The following is a 19,937-nucleotide window of genomic DNA, read 5'->3' on the forward strand; positions in this document are numbered from 1 at the left end:
CCTGAGACGTTATTGTGCCTCGATGGTCGCTCAGGCCCGCACGGGCTAAAAACAGTAAAAATGTCTTCGCAGGCAATAAAAACACTGGGCAATGACTTCCCCCAAACGCTGCGCAGGTGGCTATGGTTGAGGGATAACAACATCGTCGCGCAACGGACGTGGCGGCGCACAAATTGCTTGGAAGTCGAGTCCGCTCGTCCAGAGGTTTGCCGTGGCCGCCTACAATTTGCGTCAGCTGAAATACTTCATCACCACCGTCGAATGCGGCAGCGTTGCCGAGGCTTCGCGCAAGCTGTACATCGCGCAACCGGCGATCTCCACCGCGATCAAGGCGCTGGAAGACAGCTTCGCCGTGCAACTGCTGATCCGTCATCACGCGCAAGGGGTTTCCCTTACGCCAAGCGGTGCGCGTTTTTTGCGCAAGGCGCAGGAACTGTTGCGCATGGCCAAGGAGTTCGAGCAGAACGCCCTCGCCGACAATGATGTGGTCGCGGGGCAGATCGATATCGGTTGTTTCGAAACGGTTGCGCCGTTGTACCTGCCGCAGCTGATTGCCGGGTTCTCGGCGCTGTATCCGGGGGTGAAAATCCGCATCCGCGATGGCGAGCAGCAAGAGCTGGTGCAAGGCCTGACGTCAGGCGCGTTCGACCTGGTGATTCTTTATGAACATGAACTCGACGCGACCATCCAGACCGAACCGTTGATGCCGGCTCAACGGCCCTACGCGCTGTTGCCGGCGGATCATCGTTTTGCCCAGTACAAGCAAGTGTCACTGCGCGACTTGTGTCTGGATCCGATGATCCTGCTCGATGTGCAGCCGAGCCGGACCTACTTCGTCAGCCTGTTTGAAGAGCTCGGGCTGACCCCACGCATCGAGTTCAGCTCACCGTCGATTGAAATGGTGCGCGGGATGGTCGGCCAGGGTTTCGGCTTTTCGATTCTGGTGACCAAACCCCATTCGGAATGCACCTACGACGGCAAGAAAGTCGTGTGCGTGGACATCGTCGAGGACGTCACCGGTTCAGGTTTGGTGGCGGCGTGGCTCAAACGCGGGCAGTTGACCAAACCGGCGCGGTTGTTCGCCGATTATTGCCGCGAACAACTGACCGCGAAGACTCACTTTTAATCATAAATGATCGCTGCCTTCGGCAGGTCCTACGCAAAACCTGTGGGAGCTGCCGAAGACTGCGATCTCTTGCTCTTCAGGTGCCACGCGGTTTGGCCCGTGCGGTCGCCTCGGCCACCAACGGATCATCTGGCCAGTAATGCTTCGGATACCGCCCCTTCAAATCCTTCTTCACCTCGGCATAGGTACTGCGCCAGAAGTTGGCCAGATCCTGCGTCACCTGCACCGGGCGCCGCGCTGGCGATAGCAGATGCAATTTGACCACCTGCCGCCCACCGGCGATTCGCGGCGTATCGGCCAGCCCGAACAGCTCCTGCAAACGCACCGCGAGAATCGGTGGAAACTCGCTGTAGTCCAAGCGAATCGACGACCCCGACGGCACGCTCAGATGATGCGGCGCCAGCTCATCAAGCTTCTGCGGCAACGGCCACGGCAGCAGATTGCGCACGATGCTCGACAGATCGAGATTGGCAAAATGGCTGAGTCGCGAAACCTTGCCCAGATAGGGCATCAACCAATCTTCGAGGGTGTTGAGCAACGTCGCATCACTGACATCCGGCCACTGACTGTTTTCCTGAATGTTCAATTCCAACTGCCGCAACAACGCCACTCGCGCCTGCCACTGACGCAGTTCCGGCGTCCATGGCAGCAGCTCCAGCCCCTTGCGCCGCACCAGATTGACCAACGCCTGACTGCGCGCATTTTCATCGAGACCGGTCAACGGCTCACGGCTGAGAATCAGCTCGCCAACCTTGCGCTGACGCTCGGCGCGCAACACGCCTTCGCGCTCGTCCCAGTCCAGTTGATCGACGTTGCGTACCTGTTCAGCGAGTACGGAATCAAACAGCGCCGGATCGAAATCCGCCGCCAGATAAATCCGCTCTTCACGCTGGCCCTGACGACTGCCGAGATCGGCGATGACGATCCACGGCTCTTTCATCAGGCTGTCGGCTTCGGCGAACAACGCAGCGCGACCATTGGCCAGGCGATATTCGGCGCCACCGGCACGCCGCTGTTGCGCGACGCGATCCGGGTAGGCCAGCGCCAGCAACGCGCCGAGCCAACGCGGATGATCAGGATCGCTGACCGGTTCACTCGCCTTGCCGCGCAGGTAACCGCGATATTGCCGGGCGAGTTGCTTAGCCCGTTGTACGCCGCCCTGCGCACCTCGAGCCGCACGTTCCTCACCCGAGAGCAACACCAGACGACTGTGCAGATCCGCCCCGGCGCCACGCAAGATATCGCGTTCACCAAGCAATGCGGCGACGTCGCAGGCCATGTTGGCCAAACCCAATGCCTGACCGCGCAACAGCAAATGACCGATGCGCGGATGCGCCGGCAACTCAGCCATGGCCTGACCGTTCGTGGTCAGCGCTTCACCTTCCAGCGCGCCGAGACGCTCCAGCAAATCCTGCGCCTGTGCATAAGCCGCCGCTGGCGGAACGTCGAGCCAGACCAGTTCGCCCGGCGTGACACCCCAGCGCCCCAGTTGCAGGGCAAGGCTGGCGAGATCCGCCGAAAGAATTTCCGCACTGCCATAAGCGGCGAGCTGTTCGTGCTGATCCTGCGACCACAAGCGATAGCAAACGCCCGGCTCCAGTCGCCCTGCCCGCCCCGCCCGTTGGGTGGCGCTGGCCTTGGAAATCCGCTGGGTATCAAGGCGCGTCATGCCGCTGCCGGGATCGAAACGCGGCACCCGCGCCAGCCCGGCGTCGATCACCACGCGCACGCCGTTGATGGTCAGACTGGTCTCGGCGATGTTGGTCGCCAGCACCACTTTGCGCTGACCGGCCGGCGCAGGATCGATCGCCGCACGTTGCGCATTGAGGTCGAGTTCACCGTGCAGCGGGCACAGCAACACATCGCTGCGCTCACCGATTGCGTCGACCAGTTGTTGATGCACACGACGGATTTCCGCCTGCCCCGGCAGGAACACCAACAGGCTGCCGGTTTCATCGTGCAGCGCTTCGAGTACGGTTTGCGTGACGCGTTGATCGATGTATTCGCCGGGCTGAAACGGCCGGCCCCAGCGCATCGTCACCGGATACATGCGCCCTTCGCTGCGCAGGATCGGCGCGTCGTCCAGCAACCCGGCCAGACGCTCGCCTTCGAGCGTGGCCGACATCAGCAAAATCTTCAGCGGCTGTTCAGCTCGGAACAGCTCACGACCGTTCAGACTTAAGGCCAGCGCCAGATCGGCGTCGAGGCTGCGTTCGTGGAATTCGTCGAAGATCAGCAGGCCCACGCCTTCCAGCGCCGGATCATCCTGCAAGCGCCGGGTGAGAATGCCTTCGGTGACCACTTCGATGCGCGTATCGGGGCCGACCTTGCTGTCGAGACGAATGCGATAACCGACGGTTTCACCGACCTTCTCGCCCAGCTCACTGGCCAATCGTTCTGCGGCTGCACGCGCGGCGAGACGGCGCGGCTCAAGCATCAGAATGGTCTGCCCGGACAGCCACGCTTCATTGAGCAAAGCCAAGGGCACGCGGGTGGTTTTACCGGCGCCGGGCGGTGCTTCGAGCACGGCTTCGTGGCGCGTCGCCAAGGCTTCACGCAGGGCGGGTAAAACTTCATCGATTGGCAAAGAATTCATGCTGGCTCCTCAGGGCGTGCCCACAGTAAATTGCGAGTCGCGTTAAAGCTGTGAGCGTGCCAGGCAAGGCGCGGGACGCAGGTAAGGGTCGTTTCCTTGCCAAGTCCCGCAACGCAGCATGGCGCGCTCACAGCTTTAGCCCGGAGGGCCGAACCCCGACAGGATTCATCAGCCTTCACGCGGTGTCGATCTGGAGAAAACAACTTCAATCCTCAACATATTTCGGTAGGGGTGAGACGAGGCCGCAATTTACTGTGGGCATGCCCTGCCAGGCCCGAGTATAACGGCGAACTGGCGGGCGTTCGTCAGGGTCTTAACTTCACACGACGACGCTTCGTTCTTAGATCAATCAGGAGATTTTCCCATGCGCTTACCTTTTCGCCTGATCGGCGGTGTACTGGTCGCCACCCTGCTCACGCAAATCACCGCGTGCGGTTCGATTTTCTACCCGGACCGACGCGGTCAGATCGACGGCAAGATTGACCCGGCGATTGCCGTGCTCGACGCCGTGGGCCTGCTGTTCTACGTCATTCCCGGGCTGATCGCGTTTGCCGTCGACTTCGCCACCGGCGCGATCTATTTCGAACCGGGTCACGCCGCGCAGATCGATCCGGCCAAACTCAAACAAGCCATCGGTCCGGACGGTCAGGTCGATAATCACAAGCTGCAGGCTATTCTCGAAAGTGAACTTGGGCGGGACTTTCCTCTGGACGACCCGCGCCTGATTCAACACAAGGGCAGCACTCAGCAACTGGCGATGTTCGGCCTGCAACCCGCCGCTTAAAAAGGAAGTTAAATGACATCCAGCCCCGAACACGCCCGCCTGCTACGGCTGGCGACCCGCGCCTCGGTGGCGGTCGCGTGCACGCTGATCGTCGCCAAAGCCATCGCCTGGTGGCTCAGCGGTTCGGTGAGCATGCTCGCCGGCCTCACCGACTCGGCGCTGGATGGCGTCACCTCGATGCTCAATCTGCTGGCGGTGCATTACGCGCTGCGCCCCGCCGATGACGATCACCGTTATGGCCACGGCAAAGCGGAATCGCTGGCGGGCATGGCGCAGGCGCTGTTCATTGGTGGCAGTGCGGTGTTGATCGCGTTTCAGGCGTTCGAACGGTTGAAGACGCCAGAGCCGCTCGGCGCACCGTGGCTGAGCATCGGTGTGATCGTGTTTTCGCTGCTGCTGACGGCGGCGTTGCTGGTGTTGCAGCATCGGGTGATCAAGCAGACCGGCTCCAACGCGGTGCGCGCGGACTCGCTGCACTATCGCTCGGACATGTTGCTCAACGGCAGCATTCTGATTGCGTTGATCCTTGCCGGTTTTGGTTTTGAACAACTGGATGCCTGGTTCGGCCTGGGAATTGCCGCATACATTCTGTGGAGCGCGATACAAATCGCCCGGGAAAGTTTTTCGGTGTTGATGGATGAAGAACTGCCGACGGATGTCAGTCAGCACATGCTCGAACTGGCGTGCAGTGTGCCGGGCGTGTTGGGCGCGCATGACTTGCGCACGCGAATCTCCGGCAACCACTGGTTTGTGCAGTTGCACCTGGAATTGCCGGGGGAACTGACCCTGTCAGTGGCGCACGGCATCAGCGATCAAGCGGCCGATGCCATTCACAACGCCTACCCGCGAGCCGAAGTGCTGGTGCACGCCGACCCGCAGGAAGTGGTCAAATCTGAACGGGCGCAAACCCGGCTTCAGTAACTGACCTGATAACCGCGACTGCTCAGGCAATTGCCCTGAGCCTGCCGGTACGCCTGAACCACTTCTGGCGCCGGTTGATACGTCGCGGTGCGTGGGTCGAAACCGCTTTGCTGCACCGCGTACTGATAGCACTGGTAACCGTCCTGCTGTACCTGCTCCGGCGACTGGCCATTGGCCGGATACGCTTCGACGTCATAGCCTTGGGATTGCGGCTGCGGCTGTTGCTGCACCGGCGGTTCGACCACGATGTAATCCTGGGTCGCTTCCTGATAGGCATAGTAGGAACCAGCGGCGAGGAACAGCAGCGAACCACCGATCCACACTTCTCGGGCGTAATCCGGCAAATACTGAATGCGGATCCCGCGCGGCGGCTGCACGACGATGTAGCGCGGGCCTTGCGGGCGATACCAGTAGCCGCCCGAATAGAAGTAATCCTGACCACGATACGGCACGCGGTAATCGCGATCCGGGAAGCGGTCGATCACATGTCCCGGCCGGTATTGCGGGCCTGGGCCCCAACCGTTGCCGTGACCGTCCGGACGCCCCGGCCAGCGATTGTCGTTAGGTCGGTTGTTGGTCTGCCAATGCTGATTGTTGTAGCCGTTCTGCGGGCGCTCGTCACGGTAGTAACCCTGACGCGGCTCCTGGGTCTGGCGCACGGTGTCGGGCCGTGGCTGGATCGGCAGGCTGTTGGCCGGCAGTTGCGGCGGCGGTGGCGGTTGGCGCACCGGATTGGGATTGTAGGCCGGGCGATTCTGATCGCGGTTCTGCCACTGGCCATTGTTGTTGCCGTTGTGCTCGAACTGGCGGCTGTTGTCGCCACGAATGATCTCGTTGTTCTGCGGGCGCGGCTGATTCTGTTGCGGCTGATTCTGCGATGGATTGTTCTGCGGACGCGGCTGATTGTTGCCGCCACGGCCCTGATTGTTGCCCTGATGATCCGGACCGTGGCCGCCGCCATCCGGGCCGCGATTCTGTGGCTCATCGGCAAGCGCTTGCACACTGACACTCAAACACAGCAAACCAACACCAGCCAGACGCCAGATGCGCGAATTCATGCTTTTTCTCACTGCGGGGCCTGCAAATGTAAGAGGACTTGTCACTAAGACCGGGAATACACACGCCCGGTTCTGCAACAGGTTATCAGTCGCGCAACTTATTTATTGAGCGCCCGGCATGAAATCGCAGGCAAGAAAAAAGGGAGACCCGTCGGCCTCCCTTCTAGAGAACTTCGTCCTGGCTCGACGCTTTTGACGTCGGCTCACCTCACGCCGTCTTCTGGACAGTGTGCAGCTCGGGGGCCGGCACAACCCCGGTGGGGGTGGCGGCCGCGGCAGGCCGGATAGGGCGGGCCGCGTGGACTGTGTTACCGAGCAGTGATTCTGGTGATAAGAATAGGTCTGAGACCGCGACAGAGGATTGCGAAGATTGCTGAAATAAACACCACTTGCGCAATTTTTAACCCTGGATAGATAATCCGCCGCAATAGTTACAACCAAGGACAGATTGATGAGCAAACTCGACCGTTACGACCTGAGCATTTTGGCGGAATTGCAGCGCGACGCCCGCATCTCCAACCAGGAATTGGCCGAGCGCATCGGTCTGTCGCCCTCCCCTTGCTCGCGTCGGGTCAAGCAACTGGAAGACGATGGCTATATTTCGCGTCAGGTGGCGTTGCTTGATCGCAAGATGCTTGGGCTGAGCCTGACGGCGTATGTGCTGATCGGCATGGATCGGCATACGCCGGAGCGTTTCGAGAATTTCGAGGCGGCGATTCGGACGTTGCCGCAAGTGTTGGAGTGCAGCCTGGTGACGGGGGTGGATGCCGATTACCAGTTGAAGGTGGTGGTGCCGGATATGGATCACTATCAGAAGCTGTTGCTGGGGCATTTGACCCGGATCGAAGGGGTGACCAGCGTTCGGTCGAGTTTTGTGCTGAATCAGGTGCTCAACAGCACTGAACTGCCCTTGACCCACCTGCGCAACTGATCAAAAGCCCCTCACCCCAGCCCTCTCCCTGTATGTACCGGAGACATGGTGGACACATGTTCGGAGACATGGTGGACGGTTTTAGATCTTCTTACCTGCCGTAACGATCTGCAAGTTCAAGTCGATTCGGGCGATGCGATGTCTACTCCAGTAGACATCGTGGATGCCGTCCTCCGTCGTTTCCCTGATAGCCACTGACCTCCCGTGAAACGCCTTTCCGACGGTGTATTCACGGTTGCCCCAGTAGATCTCGCCCTTCACCTGAACCTTCCTGACCACATCCCCATCGTCGTACTCAGGCGCCGCCGGTTGCTCCTGATATTCCCGCGGGCTACTGCTGTAGCGAGTAGCAGGCACCTGCATCTCCAATGCTTGATGCGGGCGCTTCTGGTTGTAAATCTCACGCCAGATATCAAACGCACGTTGTGCATCGTCCAGATCGATGAAGAGCTGGCCTTGCAGGACTTCCCTTTTCAGGCTGCGGTGGAAGCGCTCCAGCTTTCCCTGGGTTTGCGGGTGATAAGGTCGGGAGTGGCCGACCTTGATGCCCTGGCTCATCAGCCAGACCTCCAGCGCGGTGTAAACGCCGGTCTGGTCACCCCATGGCGAACCGTTGTCCATCGTCATGCGCAGAGGCAGACCGTAGCGCCGAAAGGCCCGCATTAGTTGCTCCTGGACGGTTCGGCGCTGCTCATTGGCGCACGCGGCGATGCACAGCGAAAACCGTGAATGATCGTCCAATATCGTCAACGGATGACAACGCCCCTGAGCCAGGCTGATATGTCCCTTGAAGTCCATCTGCCAAAGATCATTGGGCGCTTCATGCTCGAACCGGATAAACGGTTTGATCTCAGCAGTCTTTGGATCAACGCGCGAATGACGCTGTAAAACCGCATGCACGGTACTGACCGAAGGCATCACTTTGCCGTCGTCTTCCAACACGCGCTTGAGCTTGCGAGCGCCCCAAGCGGCGTACTCCTGACTCACGGTCAGAATCTGCTGCTCAACCTCTTCAGCGCAGCGTTTGGGTGACGTCTTTGGTCGTCGAGACTGATCGATCAACCCTTGCGCACCGAGGTTTTCAAACCTGTTGAGCCATTTGTAGGCAGTGCTTGGGCTGATATTGAATCGACGGCAAAGCTGCCGAACATTGGCCCCTTCTTGCCGAGCCAACAGCACGAATTCTGAACGAAGCTGCACAGTGGACACCTCTTCCCAGGACACAGGCCATCTCCTTCGCGATGAGCAATGTGTCTATTAAAATGTGTCCACCATGTCTCCGAACACCTGTCCACCATGTCTCCGGTACATACACTCCCAAAGGGAGAGGGGGCCGACCGTGAGATGCTGAAGAAGTACGCCGACCTGAGCGTTCTGCTGTGAATCCATAATCGACTCGATCTTTCAGGTCGATGTATGACGCCAGACACCTCGGTCAGTCCCCTCTCCCTACGGGAGAGGGCTAGGGTGAGGGCAAAGGCTTCGGTTCAGACCCAGATCAATGCCACCCCACACACCTTGGCGTATACTCGCCGCGCCCTTTTAGCCCCATGCGCGCCGGAGAAACCCAATGGATCCAGCATTATTAGAAGAGTGGATGATGACCGGTCTGGTCAGCACCCTGATCATTTTCATGGGTTTCATCGTCTGGGATCTGGCGAAGAAGTCCAAGGCCGGGCGCTTTGGTTCGTTCATTCTGTTTTTCGTACTGGGCCTGGGCGTGGCCGCGTTCATCATCAAGAGTGTGGTGATCGGCCTGATCGAATCCGGCGCTCTATAAGCGCGCCGGCACTTCCTTCCACTGGCCCTGATCGAGGCCTTCAAGCGTCCAGTCGCCAATCCTGACCCGCACCAGCCGCAACGTCGGCAGACCGACCGCCGCGGTCATGCGCCGCACCTGACGGTTGCGCCCTTCGCGAATCACCAGTTCCAGCCACGAAGTCGGTATGGTCGCGCGAAAGCGCACCGGCGGATTGCGCGGCCACAACTCAGGCTCATCCAGTTGTCGCGCTTCGGCGGGCAAGGTCATGCCGTCATTAAGCTCAACGCCGTCACGCAAACGCTGCAGCTGTTCGGCCGTCGGCACACCTTCAACCTGCACCCAATAGGTCTTCGCCAATTTGTGTTTCGGATCGGCGATGCGCGCCTGCAACTGCCCGTCGTTGGTCAGCAGCAACAAGCCTTCACTGTCACGATCCAGGCGTCCGGCCGGATATATGCCGGGCACATCAATGTAATCCTTGAGCGTCGCCCGCCCTTCGCCGTCGCTGAACTGCGTCAGCACATCGAACGGCTTATTGAACAGGACCAGTTTCGGCTCGGCCGGGGGTGCCTTGGCAACACGGCGCGGGGAAGCAGACTGAGGCTTCGCGCCAGGGCGGCGGGAAGGTGAACGCGGGGGACGGGACATGGCGAAAAGAACATCTAACGGTCAGGGCTGCCAATGCTAGTAGCCTGACCGTTAAATGACCATCAACAAATCAGCGGAACGGCGGCTCGTCGAAGCTGCGCAGTTTGCGCGAGTGCAGCGAGTTGAGTTCGGTGCGCAGCAAGTCCACCGCCTCGATACCGATCTTCAAGTGCTGGCTGACCGCGCGCTCATAGAACGCGTTGGCCGACCCCGGCAGTTTGATTTCACTGTGCAGCGGTTTGTCCGAGACACACAGCAACGTGCCGTACGGCACCCGCAGGCGATAACCCTGCGCGGCAATCGTGCCGCTTTCCATGTCCACCGCGACCGCGCGGGACAGGTTGATCAACGGCCGTTCCTGGGCCCAACGCAATTCCCAGTTACGGTCGTCGTAGGTCAGCACGGTGCCGGTGCGCAGGCGTTTTTTCAGGTCGTCGCCCTTCTCGCCAGTGACATTCGCCGCTGCTTGCTGCAGCGCCATTTGCACTTCGGCCAGGGCCGGGATCGGAATGTTCGGCGGCACCACGCGGTCGAGAATGCCGTCGCGACGCATGTAAGCGTGAGCCAGCACGTAGTCGCCAATGGTCTGCGACTGACGCAAACCGCCGCAGTGACCGATCATCAGCCAGCAATGCGGACGCAACACCGCCAGGTGGTCGGTGATGTTCTTGGCGTTGGACGGACCAACACCGATGTTGACCAGCGTCACGCCGTGGCCATCGCTGGCGATCAGGTGATAGGCCGGCATCTGGTAACGGTGCCAGACCACACCGGCAGCAATCGCCGACGCCTCGCCGTGATCCATGCCTTTCTCGATGATCACGTTACCCGGCAAGACCATGCGCACGAAACGCGGGTCGCGGCGTAATTGTTCCAGACCATGAACGATGAACTGATCGACGTAGCGGTGATAGTTGGTCAGCAGAATCCACGGCTGCACATGACGCCAGTCGCTGCCGGTGTAGTGCACCAGACGGCGCAGCGAGAAATCCACGCGCGCGGCGTCGAACAGCGCCAGCGGCAGCGGATCAGTGTTTTCCCAGTCGTAGAGACCGTCGGCGATGCCATCGGTGGCGGCGGACAGGTCAGTACTTGGAAACACCCGCGCCAGCACAGCAGCGGTGACGCCGGAGCCGGCGAGTTCATCGCCCTGCTCGACCACGTACGGATACGGAATGTTCTGCTGGCTGACACCGACTTCCACGGTCACGGTGAAGTCGTGCATCAACGGCACAAGTTGTTCGAGCAGGTATTTGCGGAACGCCGCCGGGTGGGTAACGGTGACGCTGTAAGTGCCCGGCAGTTGCACCTTGGCGTAAGCGCGAGTGGTCTGCGGGACTTCGCCCTGGCAGTGATAGGTCAGACGCAGTTCGGGATAACGAAACAGAGCACGCTGCGCAGCGTCGGGTTCGACGCGATCCTTGAGGTAACGCTTGAGCGCCGAGTTCAGCGCAGTGGTGGCTCGCTCATGCAGCTCGGCCAGACGATCCACGGCTTGTTCGGCGGTTTGAACGACAATAAACGCTTCGGTCACGATCAGCTTCCTGTGTTCTGACTTGCAGAGCTTCATCTTGCCTGCATCGTGGCGTCACGGGAACAGTGGCGTTGTGGGTGTACCCAAATCTTTAAATCAATGAAGATCCCCTGTGGTGTTGGGGAGATTGAGATCAGAAACCTTGTGGGGTTGCGCGGGCGACGATGGCTTCGACGTCCAGCCCACGCGGCAAGGCGCCGTAAACCCGGCCACCACCGCTCAGGCGGCTGGCAATGAAGGCATCACTGACCGCCGAGTTACCGGCCTCAAGCAACAGTTTGGCCTGCAAACCAAGCGCGATATCTTCAGTCAACTGCCGTGCCCGATACTGAATGTCGCTCGTGTCCTTGAACTGCGCCTGCAATTGCTGAATATGCGCAGCCAGCCGTTTGTCACCATGCCCGTCACCCAACTCGCTGAACAACACATCCAGCACACCCGGCTCTTTCGACAAGGCTCGCAGCACGTCGAGGCACTGCACATTGCCCGAGCCTTCCCACGTCGAATTCACCGGCGCCTCGCGGTACAGACGCGGCAGAATGCTCTCTTCGACATACCCGGCACCGCCCATGCACTCCGCTGCTTCGTTGATCATCGCCGGCGCACGCTTGCAGATCCAGTACTTGCCCACCGCCGTCACCAGCCGCGCAAATTGCGCTTCGTGGCGATCGTCCAGATGATCCAGCGCCTTGCCCATGCGCAGGCTGAGCGCCAGCGCGGCTTCGCTTTCAAGGGCCAGATCGGCCAGCACGTTCTGCATCAATGGCTGCTCGCTGAGCAGTTTGCCGCCGACCTTGCGGTGCGCGCAGTGATGGCTGGCCTGGGTCAGCGCCTGGCGCATCAGCGAACTGGAACCGACCATGCAATCGAATCGGGTCATCGCCACCATCTCGATGATGGTTGGCACGCCGCGCCCTTCCTCACCGACCATCCACGCCAGCGCGCCACGAAACTCCACTTCACTGGAAGCGTTGGACTGGTTGCCGAGTTTGTTTTTCAGACGCTGGATATAGAACTGATTGCGCGTGTCGTCCGGACGATGACGAGGGAGCAGGAAGCAGCTCAAACCCTTGTCGGTTTGCGCCAGCGTCAGGAAGGCATCGCACATCGGCGCCGAGCAGAACCACTTGTGTCCGACCAGTTCATAGGCCTGACCCGGACCACTGGCGCCGACCGGATACGCCTTGGTGGTGTTGGCGCGCACGTCGGTGCCGCCCTGTTTCTCGGTCATGGCCATGCCGATGGTCACGCCGGCCTTGTGCGCCATGCCGACGTTGCGCGGATCGTATTCCGTGGCGAGGACTTTCGGCAGCCATTGCTCTGCCAGATTCGGTTGCAAACGCAGGGCCGGCACGCTGGCGAAGGTCATGGTCAACGGGCAACCGCTGCCGGCCTCGGCCTGGCTGTGCAGATAAGTCATCGAGGCGCGGGCGACATGGGCGCCATCCTGCGGGTGCGCCCATGGCAATGAGGTCAAACCGTGCTCGATCGCCGTGCGCATCAGCTCGTGATAGGCAGGATGAAATTCCACCAGATCGATGCGATGGCCGTAGCGGTCATGGCTGGCGAACACGGGTTTGTTCTGATTGGCAAGGAAACCGGCTTCCATCAACGGCCCGCCGGCGAGCGCGCCGTAAGCATCGATCCGCGACTCGGCCCAACCAGCACCAAAGCGCCGCGACCACTCCTGCAACGGCAGGTCGATGCGGTACAGATTGATGCCGTCCAACGACGGTGGCTGGTTGGTGACTTCGTGAGTTTCGGCGAACTGATGCAGGTTCATGACGGGGCTCCTTTGGGCAACCAAGGAACTCAGTTAAGCACCGCACCGCGACGGGTCAAAGTGTCATACCAGCCGAATTTGCGGCGCTTTTACCCTGTCAGCAGCACAGTACCCGACGCTCCAGAGCCGCCTGCAAATCTTCGAATTTGACCGGTTTGTTCAAGTAATCGACCGGCGCCCCCGTGGCGCAAAGCTCTCGGTCAGCGGTCAACGCCAACATGAACACCGGCAAATTCGTGCAGCCCGGCAAGGCGTGAATCTGGCAGCACAACGATGCGCCATCGTGAGCGGGTAGCTGACAATCGATCAGCACTGCGTCGAAAGTCTCACGTTGCAAGCAATCCAATGCCGCCGCGCCGTTGTCGGCGGTACGCACGCGAAAACCGAGCTTGAGCAACATGCCGCGCATCACCAGTTGATTGACACTGTTATCGTCCACCAGCAGCACCGTGCAATCCTGTGGTGCACGCACGCAATCGTGCGAAGGCGCGCAGATCGGCGCAGTTTCGACCACTGGCAGTTCAAACTCGACGTCCAGTTGGAAGCGACTGCCACGCCCGGGCTCCGAGCGATGTGTGAGCTTGCCACCGAGCAACTCGACCAACTGTCGGCAAATCGCCAGACCAACGCCCAGGCCGCCGTATTCGCGGGTCATCGAACCGTCGAGCTGGAAGAAGCGCTGGTACATCGTCGCTTCGCCCAGATCGGTAAAACCGATACCGGTGTCAATCACCGCAAAGGACAACGCCAAACGATTATCCGTCGACGGTTTACCAGTGACGCGCAATGCCAAACCACCGATGCGAGTGAACTTGATCGCGTTATCCAGCAGACACTCCAGGCATTGCGCGAGTTTGGCGCTGTCGCCGTGCAGGCGATCCGGCAGGGTCGGCAGCACCTCGACTTTGAAGTCCAGCGACTTGCTCGACGCATTGCCCTCGAACTGCACCCGCAACGCCTCGACCACACCACGCAGGCTGAAACTGCCTGGCGCGGCCTTGAGCTTGCCGGCCTGCAATTCGGTGAGGGTGAGAATGCCGTTGACCATGCGCATCATGTCTCGCGCCGAACCGGCAGCGGTCTGCTGGTATTGCTCAAGTTCCGGATCCAGCTCGACGGTCTGCATCAATTCCAGCGAACCGATGACACCATTCATCGGCGTGCGCAGTTCGTGGGTCAGGGTCGCCAAAAACTCATCTTTGAGCTTGTTGCTGTGGGCCAGTTGCTGGTTGAGCACTTCGAGTTTCTGCCCGGCGTCGTACAGCGTCTGCGCCTGTTGCTCGCGCATGGCGTTGATGCGATCGGCCAGCGCCAGCGACAACAGCGCCACTTCGATGGCCGAACCGATCTGGCTGGCGTACATGGTCAGGAACACGTTCGGCAGCAAGCCGAGCACCATCAGCGTGTTGACGATGCCGCCGAGCAGGAACGCCGACCAGGCGATGATGAAATAGCGCGCCACCCGCAAGCCGCGCCACCAGGCCAGAATCCCGGCGGCGAAAATCACTACGGTGAAGGTCAGCGCCAGCGTCGTTGCCAGGCGCAGGGCCAGGGCGTAACTGGTCATCAGCGACAGGCCGATGACCAACGCACCGAATGCAATCAGGCCGATCAACAAGCGGTCGAGCCAGCGGCTGTGGGTTTTGGTCTGCAGAAAGCTGCGGGCGAACTGGCTGCCGAACAGGCCGGCGCAGCCAATGAAGAATGGCGTCGCGGCGTTGGCCCACCACGGGTTGTCCGGCCAGAAGTACTCGACCGCCGCACCGTTCACTGACAGTTGATAGAGACCAAACGAGGCAATGTAGAAGATGTAATAGAGGTAACTGGTGTCGCGCACACTGAGGTAGATGAACAGGTTGTAGACCACCATCCCCAGCAGCACGCCATAAATGATGCCGAGCACATACAGGCGCACCGGTTGGTCTTCGAGGTACGCGGTGCTTGACCACAACGTCACCGGTGCCTGGATCGAGCCCTCGCTGGCCAGTCGCAGGTACACGGTTTGCTGTTGATCCGGTTTGAAGGAAAGGTCGAACAAATAGTTGTTCTGACGGATCTCGCGGCTGGCGAACGGCAAGGCATCACCGGTTTGCCGGACGAGGCGGTAGTCGCCACTGGCGTCCGGCATATAGAGGTCGAGATGATCGAGCGGTGGATACGCCAGCTCCAGCAGCCAGGTGCGCTGGGCGGCGGGATTGCTCGGGCGGTAATGCAGATCGATCTTCAGCCAGAACGCCGAGCGCGAATAACCGGCATTGAGCGTGGCTTTATCGTGAGGTTTGAAATTGCCGGCGGCAGCCTGCGCGCGAACATCGGCAATGCTCGCCTGACCGCTCGGGTCTTCGAACACTTGCAGCGACCGGCCCAGAGGCAGGCTCTGGGTAAATTCGTCGAATTCGACGGCGCTCGCCAGGAGGGGCAAGCAGAACAGCAACATCAGCAAATAGCGCATTGAAGCCCCAGCGTGGCTCGTCCGGTTGTGTCAGGAAGCCCCCCATTCCCTTTGAGTAGACGTAAAACCGGTATTACCTGTTATTGGTTTGGATCCAGACTAGCATAGCCGTTGATGGCCATTGAGCACCATCGAAATATTTCCTACAAAGGCTCTAGAACGGGCGTTTCAGAGCAAAGCAGCGAGCTAGAGCTGTTGAGTCGGTCAGGTTGTGACAGTACGGTCGGATTCTCTTGCCAGGTTATCGGCCATGCATAACGGCACTGAACCCGAAAATCAGCTTTGGTGGTAAGCTCGCGCACCATGAATATCTACAGCTCCCGCCCCGTTGTCCTCTGTCTCTCCGGCCACGACCCAAGTGGTGGCGCCGGCTTGCAGGCAGATATCGAAGCCCTGCTCGCGCAGGGTTGCCATGCGGCTCCGGCCGTCACCGCCCTGACCGTGCAAGACACCGTCAACGTCACTGACTTCCGCGTCCTCGACCGTGAGTGGGTGTTGGCTCAAGCCAATGCCGTACTCAACGACTCCGAAGTCGCCGCGGTCAAACTGGGCATGCTCGGTTCGCTGGAAATGGTCGACACCGTTGTCGAACTGCTCTCGGCGCACCCGCACTTGCCAGTGGTCTGCGACCCGGTGCTGCGCGCCGGTGGCGGCGGTCGCCTGGGCAAGGACGAGGTCGGCTATGCGATGCGCGAGCGTCTGCTGCCGCTGTCGATCATTGCCACCCCTAACCTTCCTGAAGCGCGAATCCTCGCCGAGCTGCCCGAAGGCACTGCGGACGAGTGCGCTGAAAAACTCCTGCCGTTCGTCAAAAACCTGCTGATCACCGGCGGCCATGGCGACGAAACTGAAATCCACAACCGCGTGTACAGCCGCGACGGCCTGCGTGAAACCTTTATCTGCCAGCGTCTGCCGGGCAGCTATCACGGTTCCGGTTGCACACTGGCCAGCGCCCTCGCCGGTCGTCTGGCCCAAGGCGAACACCTGGCCAGCGCTGTACGCAGTGCTCTGGATTACACTTGGCGCACCCTGCGCGACGCTGAACAACTGGGCAAAGGCCAGTTCGTCCCGCGTCGCCTGCCGCTGGATTTCTGCTCGTAACGTCGTGAGGTCTGCCCGATGAAACTACGTGGCCTGTATGCCATTACCGACAGCCAATTGCTGGCGGGCAAGTTTCTGTCTTACGTGGAGGCGGCGCTGGAAGGCGGCGTCACCCTGCTGCAATACCGCGACAAGAGCAGCGACGAGGCCCGCCGTTTGCGCGAGGCCGAAGCGCTGCGCGATTTGTGCGAGCGCTACAAGACGCAGCTGATCATCAACGATGATGCCGAACTGGCCGCGCGGCTTAACGTCGGCGTGCACCTTGGTCAGACCGACGGCCCACTGTCACCGACCCGCGCCCTGCTCGGTTCAAAAGCGATCATCGGTTCGACCTGCCACGCGCAAATCGCACTGGCCGAACAAGCCGCCAAAGAAGGCGCGAGTTACGTCGCCTTCGGCCGCTTCTTCAACTCCAACACCAAACCCGGCGCGCCGACCTGCAGCCTCGAACTGCTCGACGACGCCAAGCGCACGCTGCACCTGCCGATCTGCGCGATTGGCGGCATCAACCTCGACAACGCCGCGCCGCTCGTAACCCACGGGGTCGACCTGCTTGCCGTGGTTCACGGTTTGTTCGGTGCCGAGAGCACCGCCGAAGTGACACGCCGCGCCCGCGCGTTCAACGAATTGTTCAAATCCTGAAGATTGAGAGCCCGATCATGTCTCGTTCCGAAACCCTGTTTGCCAATGCTCAGAAACACATTCCCGGTGGCGTAAACTCGCCAGTCCGTGCATTCAAGAGCGTTGGCGGCACACCGTTGTTCTTCAAGCACGCTGAAGGTGCTTACGTTACCGACGAGGACGACAAGCGTTATGTCGATTACGTTGGTTCGTGGGGCCCGATGATCCTCGGCCACAGCCACCCGGACGTACTGGACGCCGTGCGCAATCAGCTGCAACACGGCTTGTCGTACGGCGCGCCGACCGCGATGGAAACCGAAATGGCCGATCTGGTCTGCTCGCTGGTGCCATCGATGGACATGGTGCGCATGGTCAGCTCCGGCACCGAAGCGACCATGAGCGCGATCCGTCTGGCCCGTGGTTACACCGGCCGCGACAGCATCATCAAGTTCGAAGGCTGCTATCACGGTCACTCCGACAGCCTGCTGGTCAAGGCTGGTTCTGGTGCACTGACCCAAGGCGTTCCAAGCTCGGCCGGTGTGCCGGCGGCATTCGCCAAACACACCCTGACCCTGCCGTTCAACGACATCGACGCGGTGGAAAAGATGCTCGCTGAAGTCGGCGAGGAAGTGGCGTGCATCATCGTTGAGCCGGTCGCCGGCAACATGAACTGCGTACCACCGGCACCGGGCTTCCTCGAAGGCCTGCGTTCGCTGTGCGACAAACATGGCGTGGTGCTGATTTTCGACGAAGTGATGACCGGTTTCCGCGTCGCTCTCGGCGGTGCTCAGGCGTACTACGGGGTCAATCCTGACCTGACCACCTTCGGCAAGATCATCGGTGGCGGCATGCCGGTCGGCTGCTTTGGCGGCAAGCGCGAAATCATGGAGCGCATCGCACCACTGGGCCCGGTGTATCAGGCCGGTACGCTATCGGGTAACCCACTGGCCATGGCCGCTGGTTTGACCACCCTGCGTCTGATCAGCCGTCCAGGCTTCCACGCTGAGCTGACCGACTACACCACGCGTCTGCTCGACGGTCTGCAACAACGCGCCGATGCTGCTGGCATTCCGTTCGTGACCACCCAGGCCGGCGGCATGTTCGGTCTGTACTTCAGCGGTGCCGACGATATCGTCACCTTTGAAGACGTGATGGCCAGCGACGCAGCACTGTTCGGGCGCTTCTTCCATCTGATGCTGGAAGGTGGTGTTTACCTGGCCCCGAGCGCTTTCGAAGCCGGTTTCACCTCGATCGCCCATGGTGAAGCCGAGTTGCAACTGACGCTGGACGCTGCCGAGCGTGCCTTCGCTGCACTGAAATAATTGTCGTACCGCTGACGTTGGCTATCGCCAGCGTCAGCATTCACCTACATCCGCGCTGTTTTTCCGATGCCCCTGCTAAAAATCTCCCCTAAAGTGGGCGATATATTCCCCACGCAGCAGAAAAACGAGTAAAGACTTTGTAAGGTTGGCCCTGCTTATTTCATAATGCGCGCTTATTGGATCCCTCGATGGGTCCGCGTGCCCTTCAGAGGTAAGTCGATTCCCATGAACCGCACCGGCCGCACCCTTGCCTTGGGCTGCCTGTTGCTCCTTCAGCCCCTGCTCGCGCATGCACAAGCAGGCGGCAACTCGTTGTTGATCCCGGCGATGGGTCGTTGCACCCTCAATACTCAGCCGCAAGACGTCACGCAGGCACTGGCCGCCTGCCAGAAAGCGGCGGATGAAGGGGATGCGCAAGCGCAATACGAGTTGGGTGAGTTCTACTACGACGGCAAGAATGCGCCGCGCGACCTCAATCAAGCCCTGAGCTACTTCGAAAAAGCCTCGCTGCAAGGCCACGCTCAGGCGCAATTCAAACTTGGCACCATGTTCTTCCACGGTGAAGGCGTGCAAGCCAACAATATTCAGGCGTACATCGTGCTGAAGATGGCCGCGGTCAACGGCGCTGAAGACGCGCTGGACACGGCCGACGAAGTCTCCGAAAAAATGTCCCGCGAAGACCTCGAAACCGCCACGCAGGTGCTCGGGCAAATTTTCCGTAAATACCTGATGGAACTGCAGAGCGCCGATGGGCGTACGCCTTTCTCGCCTCTCCCCTGATTTTTGCGCCGACCTTTCCGGCCCCTTCGCGAGCAAGCTCGCTCCCACAATAGATCTCCAGTGCTCAGAAGATCCCCTGTGGGAGCGAGCCTGCTCGCGAATGAGGCGACTCGGTTTTAAGGCTTACTTCTCAGGCATCGGCACCGGGAACGGCATTACATTGCCGACCGCGCCACGGGCTTCGCTGATTTTCGGGGTGCCCAGACGCTCCACTTCGTCGATGCGCACAATCGAGTGCATCGGCACAAAGCTGCGCACCACGCCTTCGAACTGCGCCTTGAGCTTTTCTTCGCTCGGATCGACGACCACTTGCGTGCGCTCGCCAAAGACGAACTCTTCCACTTCCAGAAAACCCCACAGATCACTTTGATAGATCTGCTTGGCGTACATTTCGAACACCTGGCCCTGGTTGAGGAAAATCACCTTATAGATTGGAGCTTCGCGTTTGGTCATGGCGGGGGGATAACATCGGGGATAAAAATGAGGGCGCAAACTATAGCATAGCCACCGGACGCGCA

General features: G+C 60.3%; 16 protein-coding genes and 1 pseudogene. 9 read left to right on the forward strand and 8 right to left on the reverse strand.

Annotated features, from left to right (window positions below; translation table 11 throughout):
- The first annotated feature begins 211 nt into the window (after positions 1-211).
- Positions 212-1,126, forward strand: coding sequence for a LysR substrate-binding domain-containing protein (locus tag PspS49_RS25620; protein WP_160041932.1), 915 nt, complete (start codon positions 212-214; stop codon positions 1,124-1,126).
- Positions 1,127-1,202: 76 nt separating this feature from the next.
- Here PspS49_RS25620 and hrpB read toward each other — a convergent pair whose 3' ends face one another.
- The gene (hrpB, locus tag PspS49_RS25625) at positions 1,203-3,722 is read right to left on the reverse strand and encodes an ATP-dependent helicase HrpB (RefSeq protein WP_160041934.1); all 2,520 of its coding nucleotides are present in this window, start codon (positions 3,720-3,722) and stop codon (positions 1,203-1,205) included.
- Between the two features lie 364 nt (positions 3,723-4,086).
- Here hrpB and PspS49_RS25630 point away from each other — a divergent pair, with 364 nt between their 5' ends.
- Positions 4,087-4,506: a polyribonucleotide nucleotidyltransferase gene (locus PspS49_RS25630; protein WP_160041936.1), complete on the forward strand. Its 420-nt coding sequence runs from the start codon at positions 4,087-4,089 to the stop codon at positions 4,504-4,506.
- A 12-nt stretch (positions 4,507-4,518) separates the two neighbouring features.
- Positions 4,519-5,427, forward strand: coding sequence for a cation diffusion facilitator family transporter (locus tag PspS49_RS25635; protein WP_127929889.1), 909 nt, complete (start codon positions 4,519-4,521; stop codon positions 5,425-5,427).
- On the opposite strand, the gene PspS49_RS25640 is transcribed toward PspS49_RS25635, so the two are convergent.
- Positions 5,421-6,485: a DUF6515 family protein gene (locus PspS49_RS25640; protein ID WP_127929890.1), complete on the reverse strand. Its 1,065-nt coding sequence runs from the start codon at positions 6,483-6,485 to the stop codon at positions 5,421-5,423. The genes PspS49_RS25635 and PspS49_RS25640 overlap by 7 nt on opposite strands.
- Before the next feature lie 451 nt (positions 6,486-6,936).
- Between PspS49_RS25640 and PspS49_RS25645 the strand changes: the two genes are divergently transcribed.
- Positions 6,937-7,416, forward strand: coding sequence for an Lrp/AsnC family transcriptional regulator (locus PspS49_RS25645; protein WP_008081091.1), 480 nt, complete (start codon positions 6,937-6,939; stop codon positions 7,414-7,416).
- A gap of 11 nt (positions 7,417-7,427) precedes the next feature.
- Here PspS49_RS25645 and PspS49_RS25650 read toward each other — a convergent pair.
- Positions 7,428-8,640: pseudogene (locus tag PspS49_RS25650) on the reverse strand (IS481 family transposase).
- A 346-nt stretch (positions 8,641-8,986) separates the two neighbouring features.
- Here PspS49_RS25650 and PspS49_RS25655 point away from each other — a divergent pair.
- Positions 8,987-9,196 (forward strand): DUF2788 domain-containing protein, encoded by a 210-nt coding sequence (locus PspS49_RS25655; RefSeq protein WP_127929891.1) that lies wholly within the window; start codon positions 8,987-8,989, stop codon positions 9,194-9,196.
- On the opposite strand, the gene PspS49_RS25660 is transcribed toward PspS49_RS25655, so the two are convergent.
- The 4 genes from PspS49_RS25660 to PspS49_RS25675 form a co-directional block, all read right to left on the reverse strand.
- On the reverse strand, positions 9,191-9,826 hold the full coding sequence (locus PspS49_RS25660) for a pseudouridine synthase (RefSeq protein WP_160041938.1): 636 nt from the start codon (positions 9,824-9,826) through the stop codon (positions 9,191-9,193). The genes PspS49_RS25655 and PspS49_RS25660 overlap by 6 nt on opposite strands.
- A gap of 70 nt (positions 9,827-9,896) precedes the next feature.
- The gene (gene amn / locus PspS49_RS25665) at positions 9,897-11,396 is read right to left on the reverse strand and encodes an AMP nucleosidase (protein ID WP_016986142.1); all 1,500 of its coding nucleotides are present in this window, start codon (positions 11,394-11,396) and stop codon (positions 9,897-9,899) included.
- A 97-nt stretch (positions 11,397-11,493) separates the two neighbouring features.
- Entirely contained in the window at positions 11,494-13,143 is a 1,650-nt protein-coding gene (locus tag PspS49_RS25670; RefSeq protein WP_160041940.1) for an acyl-CoA dehydrogenase family protein, read from the reverse strand.
- Between the two features lie 97 nt (positions 13,144-13,240).
- Positions 13,241-15,595, reverse strand: a complete 2,355-nt coding sequence (locus PspS49_RS25675) for a hybrid sensor histidine kinase/response regulator (protein WP_160041942.1) — start codon at positions 15,593-15,595, stop codon at positions 13,241-13,243.
- Positions 15,596-15,898: 303 nt separating this feature from the next.
- Between PspS49_RS25675 and PspS49_RS25680 the strand changes: the two genes are divergently transcribed.
- The 4 genes from PspS49_RS25680 (at position 15,899) to PspS49_RS25695 (ending at position 19,419) form a co-directional block, all read left to right on the forward strand.
- Positions 15,899-16,696, forward strand: a complete 798-nt coding sequence (locus tag PspS49_RS25680; protein ID WP_007909650.1) for a hydroxymethylpyrimidine/phosphomethylpyrimidine kinase — start codon at positions 15,899-15,901, stop codon at positions 16,694-16,696.
- A gap of 18 nt (positions 16,697-16,714) precedes the next feature.
- Complete coding sequence (gene thiE, locus PspS49_RS25685; RefSeq protein ID WP_150775732.1) at positions 16,715-17,338, forward strand: thiamine phosphate synthase; 624 nt, start codon at positions 16,715-16,717, stop codon at positions 17,336-17,338.
- Between the two features lie 17 nt (positions 17,339-17,355).
- The gene (gene hemL, locus PspS49_RS25690) at positions 17,356-18,639 is read left to right on the forward strand and encodes a glutamate-1-semialdehyde 2,1-aminomutase (protein ID WP_127929896.1); all 1,284 of its coding nucleotides are present in this window, start codon (positions 17,356-17,358) and stop codon (positions 18,637-18,639) included.
- A 225-nt stretch (positions 18,640-18,864) separates the two neighbouring features.
- Entirely contained in the window at positions 18,865-19,419 is a 555-nt protein-coding gene (locus PspS49_RS25695) for a tetratricopeptide repeat protein (RefSeq protein WP_003228518.1), read from the forward strand.
- Positions 19,420-19,542: 123 nt separating this feature from the next.
- Here PspS49_RS25695 and PspS49_RS25700 read toward each other — a convergent pair whose 3' ends face one another.
- Complete coding sequence (locus PspS49_RS25700; RefSeq protein WP_077045543.1) at positions 19,543-19,872, reverse strand: DUF1820 family protein; 330 nt, start codon at positions 19,870-19,872, stop codon at positions 19,543-19,545.
- Positions 19,873-19,937: the final 65 nt, after the last annotated feature.

Origin of the sequence: Pseudomonas sp. S49 (assembly GCF_009866785.1) — a bacterium.
GTDB lineage: Bacteria > Pseudomonadota > Gammaproteobacteria > Pseudomonadales > Pseudomonadaceae > Aquipseudomonas.

Coding starts and splice junctions, on each gene's coding strand:
- amn (WP_016986142.1), bottom strand. CDS start 11,396: ATGAAGCTCTGCAAGTCAGAACACAGGAAGCTGATCGTGACCGAAGCG.
- hrpB (WP_160041934.1), bottom strand. CDS start 3,722: ATGAATTCTTTGCCAATCGATGAAGTTTTACCCGCCCTGCGTGAAGCC.
- PspS49_RS25645 (WP_008081091.1), top strand. CDS start 6,937: ATGAGCAAACTCGACCGTTACGACCTGAGCATTTTGGCGGAATTGCAG.
- PspS49_RS25700 (WP_077045543.1), bottom strand. CDS start 19,872: ATGACCAAACGCGAAGCTCCAATCTATAAGGTGATTTTCCTCAACCAG.
- PspS49_RS25675 (WP_160041942.1), bottom strand. CDS start 15,595: ATGCGCTATTTGCTGATGTTGCTGTTCTGCTTGCCCCTCCTGGCGAGC.
- PspS49_RS25695 (WP_003228518.1), top strand. CDS start 18,865: ATGAACCGCACCGGCCGCACCCTTGCCTTGGGCTGCCTGTTGCTCCTT.
- PspS49_RS25630 (WP_160041936.1), top strand. CDS start 4,087: ATGCGCTTACCTTTTCGCCTGATCGGCGGTGTACTGGTCGCCACCCTG.
- hemL (WP_127929896.1), top strand. CDS start 17,356: ATGTCTCGTTCCGAAACCCTGTTTGCCAATGCTCAGAAACACATTCCC.
- PspS49_RS25660 (WP_160041938.1), bottom strand. CDS start 9,826: ATGTCCCGTCCCCCGCGTTCACCTTCCCGCCGCCCTGGCGCGAAGCCT.
- thiE (WP_150775732.1), top strand. CDS start 16,715: ATGAAACTACGTGGCCTGTATGCCATTACCGACAGCCAATTGCTGGCG.
- PspS49_RS25635 (WP_127929889.1), top strand. CDS start 4,519: ATGACATCCAGCCCCGAACACGCCCGCCTGCTACGGCTGGCGACCCGC.
- PspS49_RS25670 (WP_160041940.1), bottom strand. CDS start 13,143: ATGAACCTGCATCAGTTCGCCGAAACTCACGAAGTCACCAACCAGCCA.
- PspS49_RS25655 (WP_127929891.1), top strand. CDS start 8,987: ATGGATCCAGCATTATTAGAAGAGTGGATGATGACCGGTCTGGTCAGC.
- PspS49_RS25680 (WP_007909650.1), top strand. CDS start 15,899: ATGAATATCTACAGCTCCCGCCCCGTTGTCCTCTGTCTCTCCGGCCAC.
- PspS49_RS25640 (WP_127929890.1), bottom strand. CDS start 6,485: ATGAATTCGCGCATCTGGCGTCTGGCTGGTGTTGGTTTGCTGTGTTTG.